Below are 9,701 nucleotides of genomic sequence, written 5' to 3'. Positions count from 1 at the left end.
CAAGCCGGCCCCGGCCGAAGCGGCCAGCGCTGCGCGGCCGTTGCGGCGTCCTGCGCCGCGTCCGGCCGCAGCGGCAAACGAAGCCAAACCGGCGCCTGCGGCCACGCGCCGCCAGGCACCGTCAGATGACGATTGGGAATCTTTTTGACGCCGGTTTCGACCGGTAAACGGGCAGGTATGCGAGGCTATCTACATCTTCTGGCTGCCGCGGCGATTGCGGCGTTGATCGCGGGCTGCTCCGCGACGGGGCACAACTTCGACCCCGGCAAGCTGTCGACCCTGACGCCGGGGCAGACGACGCTGGAAGAGGCCTCGCGAGCGCTCACCGCGCCGCCCGACAAGTTCTACAAGCAGACCGACGGCACCTTCCTCGCCCTCTGGTCCTTCAAGATCACGTTTGTCCCCGACGGCCTGTACAGCCGCAAAGAGGCGCTGCTGCAGTTCGGCCCTGATGGCCGGCTGATGCGCCTTGTCGACAGCACCAATATTCTGCTGGAACCCTGGGAACGCCAGAAATTGCTGGGCCCCGCGCCCGTGCCTGACGCCAGTCAGGAATGGGCGCAGCAACCCGCGCCGGCCCCCGAGGTGGAAACCATCGTCATTCCGGTGCCGGCTGCGCCGCCCGAATCGACGCGCAAGGGGTCGTAAGCCCCCTGGTTGTCCGCAGAGAGCGCCCCGGCTTCGCGGCCGGTGTGTACGTCGCCCTGATGCGTGCCCGTTCTGCAAGGACGGCGCGCCGGGGTGGTTTTTCATTTGGTCAGAGCAGTTCCTGAGGGATGGGGAAAAAATATGGAAGCGAGTCTGGAAACCGGTGCGAAGTCCGGCAAGGTCGGTAAGAAAAAGGCCGCGCGCGCGCCCAAGGTGAAGCGCAAACTCAGGCTGCGCGATGCCCGCGTCGGCACGATGCTGTTGTGGGTCATGGCGTTCTTTGCCGTGCTGATTGCGGCGGTGGGCGGCCTGGCCGCGTTCTTCCTGCAGCACAACTACGAATCCATTCGCGAGGTCAATGCGCTGACCGAGCGTTCCAAGCAGGTCGAAGTCATCAACAGCGACATGCTGCGCGCCCGCGTCAGCCTGATGGTCGCGGCCCGTCACCTGCAGGAATCCGGCTGGGGCAGCGGCGAGAACTCGGCCCGTGACGCCGCGGCAGCCCTGAAGGGCGCCACCGATCTCCTGACCGGCGTGCGCAGCCGCTTCGCCGATTTCCAGAAGAACATGCTGCAGGACGACACCGGTCGCCAGCTGTCCATGAACCTGGTGCGCCGCTACCGTTCGTACATCGATGACGGCGTGGACACCATGGTCGAAGCCCTGCGCAGCGAAGACTACTCCACGTTCTACATGGTCAACAATGAATACGGCACGCCGCGCAGCGCCGCCTTCATCGAGGCCATCAACGAGTTCGGCAAGTACATTTCCGACCAGCAGCAGGCCACGATCGACCAGGCCGAGACCAACTTCAATCGCGCCATGATCGCGGTGGCCGTGGCCGTGGCGCTGGCCCTGGTGCTGATGGTGTTCTGCCGCGTGCTGTTCGGCCGCCTGGTGGTGCGCCCGCTGGTGGAAGCCGGCCAGCATTTCGACAAGATCGCCGCAGGCGACCTGACCAGCCGCGTCGAGGTGCGTTCGCACAACGAAATCGGCCAACTGTTCGCCGCGCTCAAGCGCATGCAGGAAAGCCTGACCCGCACCGTGGCCACGGTGCGCCGCGGCGTGGACGAGATCACGGTGGGTTCGCGTGAAATCTCGGCCGGCAACACCGACCTGTCCAGCCGTACGGAAGAGCAGGCGGCCTCGCTGGAAGAAACCGCGGCCTCGATGGAAGAACTGGCCTCGACCGTGAAGCAGAATGCCGACAACGCCCGCCAGGCCAACCAGCTGGCCGCCAGTGCGTCGGACGTGGCTGAACGCGGCGGTTCCGCGGTGGCCGAAGTGGTCAATACGATGCAGGGTATTTCGGCCAGCTCGCGCAAGATCTCGGAAATCGTGTCCGTCATTGACGGCATTGCCTTCCAGACCAACATCCTGGCGCTGAACGCGGCCGTGGAAGCCGCGCGTGCCGGTGAGCAGGGCAAGGGCTTTGCGGTGGTGGCGGGTGAAGTGCGCTCGCTGGCCCAGCGCAGCGCCCAGGCGGCCAAGGAAATCAAGGGCCTGATCGAGGACTCGGTGACCAAGGTGGGCGCCGGTTCGCAGCAGGTCGAACGCGCCGGTGCCACGATGCAGGAAATCGTGGCGTCGGTGAAGCGCGTCACCGACATCATGGGCGAAATCTCGGCGGCGTCCGAAGAACAGTCCAGCGGCATCGACCAGGTGAATCGTGCCGTGTCGCAGATGGACGAAGTGACGCAGCAGAACGCGGCGCTGGTGGAAGAAGCCGCCGCCGCGGCCGGCTCGCTGCAGGAACAGGCCCATCGCCTGTCCGAGGCGGTGGCCGTCTTCAAGATCAATGCCGGCGAAGTGATCGAAGTGCCGGCGCAGCAACTGGGCGGCTACTCGGCCCCGACGCTGACCCAGGACTGATCCGCCGCGGCCCACCCGGGCCGCTGATCGGCATCTTCGCCCCGGCGCCCGTACGCGGCCGTCGGGGCGAAAGCTATTGGCCGTTAAGTTTTCGAAAATATTGTCGTTAATGACAATAACGCCTGAAACCTGGCCGGTGTACAGGTCGTGGCTCGATATGATGTAAACCGGAGACAAGCTGTGCGCGTGAACCTTCCAGTCAATGATGTGGAAACCAAGCTGCGCGAAGATCAGTACCTGATCTCGCGCACCGATACCAAGGGCCGCATCCTTTACGCGAATCCGGCTTTTGTCGAGGTCAGCGGATTTTCCCGCGAAGAATTGATCGGCAAGGCCCACAACATCGTGCGCCATCCGGACATGCCGCCCGAGGCCTATGAAGACCTGTGGCAGACGCTGGAGGCCGGCGAGTCGTGGCTGGGCCTGGTCAAGAACCGCCGCAAGGACGGGGGCTACTACTGGGTGCTGGCCAATGCCACGCCCATCGTCGAGAACGGCGAGGTGGTGGCCTATTCGTCGGTGCGCGTGCGTCCCAGCGACGAGCAGATCGAGATGGCCGAAGCGCTGTACGCCCGCATTCGCGAAGGCCGCGCCCGCGGCGTGCGGATCGAACGCGGCCGCCCGGTGCGGGCCGGCTGGCGGCGCAGCCTGGACGTGCTGGCCTTTCCCTTCAAGCGCAGCGTGCGCAGCCGCATGTTCCGCCATGCCTTGCTGTCGTCAGGCATCGTGGTGGCGGCGGGCGCCTATGGCCTGCGCGCCAACTGGGACACACTGGATGCCACCGGCGCCGGCCTGGCCTGCGGCCTGTTGGCGCTGGGCGTGGTCGGCATCTTCGCGTTGGGCTGGAGCCTGTCGCGCTCGCTGCTGGAACCGATGGTGGACGCGGCCAATATGGCCCGCCAGGTCGCTGCCGGCAACCTGACGACCCAGATCGTGGCCGATTCCGACGACGAGATCGGCAGCCTGAAGTTCTCCCTGGAAGTCATGCGCAAGAGCCTGGTCGGCATCGCGCAGGACGTGTATCGCGGCATCGAGGGCACGACCCAGGCGGCCGTGCACATCGCCCGCGGCAACCAGGAACTGGCCGGCCGCACCGAAGGCCAGGCCGCGTCGCTGCAACAGACGGCGGCCAGCATGGAACAGCTGACGTCCACCGTGCGCCAGAACGCCGACAATGCCCGTCAGGCCAATCAACTGGCCGCCAGCAGCATGGACGTGGCGCGGCGCGGCGGCGTGGCGGTGGGGCAGGTGGTCAACACCATGCACGGCATTTCCGACAGCTCGCGCAAGATCGTCGACATCGTCAGCATCATCGAAGGCATCGCGTTCCAGACCAACATCCTGGCGCTGAATGCGGCCGTGGAAGCGGCACGCGCCGGCGAGTCCGGCAAGGGCTTCGCGGTGGTAGCGGGCGAAGTGCGCAGCCTGGCGCAAAAGAGCGCGCAGGCCGCCAAGGAGATCAAGGGCCTGATCGAGGATTCGGTCGATCGCGTCACCGAAGGCTCGGCCCAGGCCGAACAGGCGGGCGCCACCATGGAAGAGATCGTGGCCGCCGTGCACCGCGTGACCGACATCATCGGCGAGATCTCGCAGGCCTCGCAGGAGCAGTCCAGCGGTATCGAGCAGGTCGATACGGCGGTCTCGCAGATGGATGTGATGACGGTGCAGAACACGGCCCTGGTGCAGGAGCTGGGCGGCGCCGTGCTGCAGCTGGGCAATCAGTCGGGCGCGCTGCGCGAGACGATCCGCGTGTTCCGCCTGACCGGACAGCAATGATGTTGGCGGGGCCGGCTTCGGCCGGTCCGCCCAACAAAAAGCCGGCCCATCGTGGCCGGCTTTTTCATGTCCGAAGCAGAAAGTTCTAGCGCCCCGCCAAGGCGTCGGCCACCCGGCTCATCGTCGACAGGCCGGACTCGAACAGGGCCTCCAGGAACGGCCCCGAGTTGGGCAGCACCACGGTCAGCAGCACCACGCCCACGATCAGGCTGACCGGAAAGCCCACGGAGAACACGGACAGCTGCGGCGCGGCGCGGTTCAGGATGCCCATGGCCAGGTTGATGGTGAGCAGCGCGCAGATCAGCGGCAGCGCCAGCAGCAGGCCCGACACGAATACGGTCTTGCCCCATTCCACCACCACGCCCCAGCCGTTCTGGTGCAGCTGGATGGCGGCGACCGGCAGCGTGTCGAACGAACGCACCAGCGCGGCCAGCACCAGCAGGTGGCCATCCAGCGCCAGGAAGGTCAGCATCGCCACGATGTTGAACAGGCGCGACAGCACGGCCGTGTTGGCGCCGGTGCTGGGGTCGAAGAACGAGGCGAATGACAGGCCCATCTGCAGGCCGACGAATTCGCCGGCCGTCTGCGCCGCGGCGAACACCAGGCGCATGGAAAAACCCATGGCGATGCCGATCAGCACCTGCTGCATCACCATCCACAGGCCGGCAAACGAACCCGGGGCGATGGGCGGCGCGGGGTCCAGCGCGGGGCTGACGGCCACGGCCAGCACGAACGCCAGGCCGACCTTGACCTTGACCGGCACGGTGGATTCGGAAAAGAGGGGAGCGGTGCCGATCAGCGCCAGGATGCGCACGAACGGCCAGATGAACTGGCCGATCCAGCCGTTGAGCTGTTCGATCGTGAAGGAAAACATGTGGGCGCGTCCCCGGGGCCGGCGGCGCGCGCCGCTACGACACCAGGCCGGGAATCTGGCCGATGAGCTGGCGGATGTAGTCGACCATGATGCCGATCAGCCAGGGGCCCAGCAGCACCAGCACGCCGCACATGGCCAGCAGCTTCGGAATGAACGACAGCGTCATTTCGTTGATCTGGGTGGCGGCCTGGAAAATGCTGATGACCAGGCCGACGATCAGCGTGATGACCAGGAGCGGACCCGCCATCGCCAGCGCGACTTTCATCGCCTGGTAGGTCATGGTCATGACGGTTTCAGCGGTCATGGCGATTCCCCGGCTATTGGTAGAAGCTCTGGGCCAGCGAGCCCATGAGCAGGTTCCAGCCGTCGGCCAGCACGAACAGCATCAGCTTGAACGGCAGCGCCACGGTCACGGGCGGCACCATCATCATGCCCAGCGCCATCAGCACGCTGGCGACCACCAGGTCGATGATGAGGAACGGAATGAAGATGGTGAAGCCGATCTGGAACGCGGTCTTGAGTTCGCTGGTGATGAACGCCGGCACCAGGATGCGCAGCGGCACCTGCGACGGATCGTCCAGCGCCGGCTGCTTGGCCAGGTTGGCGAACAGCGACAGGTCGTTCTCGCGGGTCTGGTGCAGCATGAAGGTGCGCAGCGGGCCAGCGGCCCGCTCGACCGCGGTCTCGAACTGGATCGAGCCTTCGGACAGGGGCTTGTAGGCGTCGGCGTAGATCTTGTCGAACACCGGCGACATCGTATAGAAGGTCAGGAACAGCGCCAGGCCGATCAGCACGTGGTTCGGCGGCGACATGGCCGTGCCCATCGCGCTGCGCAGCAGGCCCAGCACGATGATGATGCGGGTAAAGCCCGTCATCATCAGCAGCGCAGCCGGCAGGAACGACAGCGACGTCATCAGCAGCAGCGTCTGCATGCTGAGCGAGTAGGTTTCGGACCCGTTCGGGCCTGGGGTCGCGGTCAGCGCCGGCAGGGTTGCCTGGGCGACGACGCCGGCCGGAAACAGGGCCAGGCCCAGCACCGCGGCGGCGCCCAGCAGGGGCAGCATGTTGCGGCGGGCGCGGGGAAGGGTGCTTGTCGGCAAGCTCATGATCCGGGGAATACGGGCGCCGTCTAGCGGCGCTTGAGCGCCTGGCCCAGCTTGGCCGCGAAGGCGGCGGCGGGCAACGGCGCGCCCTGCGGCAGTTCGCCGGCGGGCAGGGTATGCAGGGGGGTGATCTGGCCGGGGCTCACGCCCACGACCAGCCAGGTATTTTCGATTTCGACCACGACGATGCTCTGCCGCGCGCCCACCGGCATGCTGGCGACCTGCTTGAGCAGGTTGCCGCCGCCGCGCTGGGTGAGGCCGGCGCGGCGCGCCATCCAGGCCGCGGCCAGGATGGCGGCCAGCACCAGCACCAGGCCGATGATGACGCGCAGCAGGGCGGAATCGTTCATGGCGGACAACGCGTCAACGCCGGTTGTTCAGGCGGTTGATACGTTCGGACGGGGTGATGATGTCGGTCAGGCGGATGCCGTACTTGTCTTCCACCACCACCACTTCGCCTTGGGCGATCAGGTAGCCGTTGACGAAGATGTCCATCGGCTCGCCGGCCAGGCCGTCCAGTTCCACCACCGAGCCCTGGCCCAGCTGGAGCAGGTTCTTGATGGTCAGGCGGGTGCGGCCCAGCTCGACCGTCAGCTGGACGGGCACGTCCATGATCAGGTCGATGTCGGTGCCGGTGCCGGCAGCGCTGCCGGCCAGGGGCTTGAACACCGATTGCGCCGCCGATTGCGCGGGGGCTGCGGCCGGCGCCGCGGGTGCGGGCGCAGGGGCAGCCGGCGCGGCAGCCGCGGGCGGCGTGGCGGCGGTCTGTTCAGCCATGGCGGCGGCCCAGTCGTCCTGGGGCTTCAGGCCATCCGCCTGGGTGGGCGGATTGGCGCGGGATTGTTCGGCGAGCGCGTCGGCCCAGTCGTCGGCCGGGGACGAGCCAGTGCCGGGCTCGTTCTTGTCAGTCATGGTCGGGGGCCTCGTTTGATTCGGTATCGTAGGTAAACATGTTTTGTACGCGCAGGGCGTACTGGCCATTGAAGACGCCGTAGCCGCATTCCATCAGCGGTACGCCGTCGACGTTGGCGATGACGGTTTCCGGCACATCCACGGGCAGGATGTCGCCGACTTTCAGGCGCATCAGTTCGCGGATGTTGGACGGGATGCGCGCGAATTCGGCAACCACGTCGATGTCGGCGCTGCGCACCTGGCGCGACAGCTGCTGCGACCAGCGCTGGTCCACTTCTTCCAGCGTGGTTTCCTGCAGCGGCCGCGTGAGCAGGTCGCGCACCGGCTCGATCATGGAGTAGGGCAGGCAGATGTTCAGGTCGCCGCCGGTCGCGCCGAATTCGATATGGAACGAGGTGACGACCACCACTTCATTGTTGCCGGTGATGCTGGCGAACTTGGTGTGCATCTCCGAGCGGACATAGTCGAACTCGATCGGATAGACGGGGTCCCAGGACTTGCCGTAGCTTTCCAGGGTCAGGTTGAGCAGGCGCCGGATGATGCGCTGCTCGGTGGTGGTGAAGTCACGGCCTTCGACGCGCGTGTGGTAGCGGCCATCGCCGCCGAACAGGCTGTCGATGACCAGGAACACCAGGTTCGGGTCGTACGTGAACAGGGCCGTGCCGCGCAGCGGCTTCATCTGGACCATGTTCAGGTTGCTCGGCACGGGCAGGTTGCGCTCGAAGTCCGCGTACTTCTGGATCTTGATCGAGCCGACGGTGATGTCGGCGCTGCGGCGCATGAAGTTCAACAGCACGCTGCGCATCTGGCGCGCGAACCGCTCGTTGATGAGCTCCAGCGTCTGCATGCGCCGACGCACCACGCGGTCGGGCGAGCTCAGGTCATAGGCGCGGGCGCCGTCGCTTGCGCCCGCGGATTCCTTTTTGCTGTCGCTCTCGCCCGTGACGCCGGCCAGCAGCGCGTCGACTTCGTCCTGCGAAAGAAACGCCTCGTAGGCCATGCTTATTGCACCACGAACGCCGTGAACAGTACGTCGGTGACATACTGGCCGTCCGGCATGGGCGAGAACGGACGGTTGACGGCTTGCTTGATGGCGTTGGCCATGTCGGTCTTGCCTTGTTGGGTCTGCACGCCGGTGGGCGATTGCGACGACAGCACCATCAGGATGCGGCTGCGCACTTCAGGCATGTACTTCTCCAGGCGCACGCGGGTCTGCTCGTCGCTGACACGCAGCGTCAGGCCGACGTGCATGATGCGCTCGGTGTCGGCGTTCTGCAGCGTCACCGTGAAGGCTTCGATCGGCACGAAGATCGGCGCGGGCACGGCGGCCGGCGTGGCCGGCGGGGCCACGAACGTGGTCGGCGTGGCTTGCGGGCCCGCGGCGCCGGGCTGGCCCGGTTGGCCGGCGGGCGTCTGGCCCACGCCCAGTTGCACCGGCGCGCCGCCTTGCGGCTGCATGCGCTGCGTGATGAACCAGGTCGCGCCCGCGCTGGCGGCGGCCACCAGCAGCAGCACCAGGATCATGATCAACGGGCGAAGAATGCGGCCGATGCCGCCAGAGCGTGTCGGAAGCGGGCCGCGCGGCGGCATGGTTGTGGGTTTGGAAGTCGCCATCTCGGTGTCGATGCGTGTTTTGCCGCTGATGAAAACGGATTCTTAGTGGATGAAAGCATTCTGCCCGAAATCCCGCTCCGTCTTGGAGGCGAAAAACAGGGCGAAAGCCGCGTATCTCAAGCTATTGCTGCACTGCCCGCAACCGTTGCCGGCCGCGGGCCGCGGGATTGTTACGCGAAGGTGTCGACCAACGCATTGGCGTTGCGCGGCGACGTCACGGCCACCGGCTGGCCATCGATCGCGCCATCGGCTACTGCGGCGCCATTGCCGCCGCCTTGACGTTGCGATCCACCGCCATTCTGTTGCGCGAATTCCTGCTGCGCGGCCTGCTCGCCGACGCTGGTCTGGCCCAGCGAGATGCCGGCCTGCGCCAGCGCCTGCTGCAGTTGCGGGATCGCGGTTTCGATCGCCTGGCGCACGGATGCATGGGCCGACACGAACGAGGCGCTGGCCACGCCGTCGGCCAGGTTCAGGCTGACGCGCAAGGGGCCCAGGTCCGGCGGATCCAGGCGCAGTTCGGCGGACTGGGTGCCTTGGCGCACGTTGTTGCTCATCACCACCATCTGCTGGCCCAGTTCGGTGCCCCAGTGGGTGCCGCCGACGGGCGTGGCCACCTGCATGACGACCGGCACATTCGGTACGGCCACGCTGGCAGGGTTGGCGATCGGCGCGGGCTGCTGGCGCTGGACGGCGGCGGCAACCGCTTGCGCCAGGTGATCCTGGGCGCCAGTCGTGTGCTGCGGCACCTGGAATTGCTGCGCGGTGCTGAGCACCGGCTCGTTCGATTCTTCTTCGGGGCGTGCGTGCAGCGGCGCGGCAGGCGCGGCTTCGGCAGCCACGCGCGGGGTGGCGGCACGTGGCACGGCGGCTTCGGGCGTCGGGCGCGGCAGTTCGGCGGCCGG

The 9,701-nt window shown here is 66.7% G+C and carries 11 protein-coding genes; 3 read left to right on the top strand and 8 right to left on the bottom strand.

What is annotated here, in order from left to right:
• The first annotated feature begins 177 nt into the window (after nucleotides 1-177).
• The 3 genes from HV798_RS31380 to HV798_RS31370 all read left to right on the top strand — a co-directional run bounded on the left by HV798_RS31380 (nucleotide 178) and on the right by HV798_RS31370 (nucleotide 4,296).
• Entirely contained in the window at nucleotides 178-648 is a 471-nt protein-coding gene (locus HV798_RS31380) for a hypothetical protein (RefSeq protein WP_025138883.1), read from the top strand.
• 141 nt (nucleotides 649-789) lie between these two features.
• A complete protein-coding gene (locus HV798_RS31375; RefSeq protein WP_175196583.1) occupies nucleotides 790-2,520 on the top strand; it encodes a methyl-accepting chemotaxis protein in 1,731 nt (576 codons plus the stop codon).
• A 180-nt stretch (nucleotides 2,521-2,700) separates the two neighbouring features.
• On the top strand, nucleotides 2,701-4,296 hold the full coding sequence (locus HV798_RS31370; RefSeq protein ID WP_175196581.1) for a methyl-accepting chemotaxis protein: 1,596 nt from the start codon (nucleotides 2,701-2,703) through the stop codon (nucleotides 4,294-4,296).
• 85 nt (nucleotides 4,297-4,381) lie between these two features.
• Here the strand turns inward: HV798_RS31370 and fliR are convergent, their stop codons facing one another.
• The 8 genes from fliR to HV798_RS31330 form a co-directional block, all read right to left on the bottom strand.
• Complete coding sequence (gene fliR, locus HV798_RS31365; protein WP_025138880.1) at nucleotides 4,382-5,170, bottom strand: flagellar biosynthetic protein FliR; 789 nt, start codon at nucleotides 5,168-5,170, stop codon at nucleotides 4,382-4,384.
• 34 nt (nucleotides 5,171-5,204) lie between these two features.
• The gene (gene fliQ / locus HV798_RS31360; protein WP_175135941.1) at nucleotides 5,205-5,474 is read right to left on the bottom strand and encodes a flagellar biosynthesis protein FliQ; all 270 of its coding nucleotides are present in this window, start codon (nucleotides 5,472-5,474) and stop codon (nucleotides 5,205-5,207) included.
• 13 nt (nucleotides 5,475-5,487) lie between these two features.
• Nucleotides 5,488-6,234, bottom strand: coding sequence for a flagellar type III secretion system pore protein FliP (gene fliP / locus HV798_RS31355; RefSeq protein WP_246289358.1), 747 nt, complete (start codon nucleotides 6,232-6,234; stop codon nucleotides 5,488-5,490).
• Nucleotides 6,235-6,299: 65 nt separating this feature from the next.
• Complete coding sequence (gene fliO, locus HV798_RS31350) at nucleotides 6,300-6,623, bottom strand: flagellar biosynthetic protein FliO (RefSeq protein ID WP_025138877.1); 324 nt, start codon at nucleotides 6,621-6,623, stop codon at nucleotides 6,300-6,302.
• A gap of 13 nt (nucleotides 6,624-6,636) precedes the next feature.
• A complete protein-coding gene (gene fliN, locus HV798_RS31345) occupies nucleotides 6,637-7,185 on the bottom strand; it encodes a flagellar motor switch protein FliN (protein ID WP_025138876.1) in 549 nt (182 codons plus the stop codon).
• On the bottom strand, nucleotides 7,178-8,185 hold the full coding sequence (gene fliM / locus HV798_RS31340) for a flagellar motor switch protein FliM (RefSeq protein ID WP_025138875.1): 1,008 nt from the start codon (nucleotides 8,183-8,185) through the stop codon (nucleotides 7,178-7,180). Before fliM ends, fliN begins: the two co-directional genes overlap by 8 nt.
• A 2-nt stretch (nucleotides 8,186-8,187) precedes the next feature.
• Entirely contained in the window at nucleotides 8,188-8,799 is a 612-nt protein-coding gene (gene fliL, locus HV798_RS31335) for a flagellar basal body-associated protein FliL (protein WP_025138874.1), read from the bottom strand.
• A gap of 170 nt (nucleotides 8,800-8,969) precedes the next feature.
• On the bottom strand, nucleotides 8,970-9,701 hold a 732-nt coding region (locus HV798_RS31330; protein ID WP_175216637.1), incomplete at its 5' end, for a flagellar hook-length control protein FliK.

This window comes from Achromobacter deleyi (assembly GCF_902859705.1).
GTDB classification, from domain to species: Bacteria; Pseudomonadota; Gammaproteobacteria; order Burkholderiales; family Burkholderiaceae_B; genus Achromobacter; species Achromobacter deleyi.
Note: the sequence above shows the minus strand (reverse complement) of the source record. Positions and strands in the feature narration are given on the sequence as shown.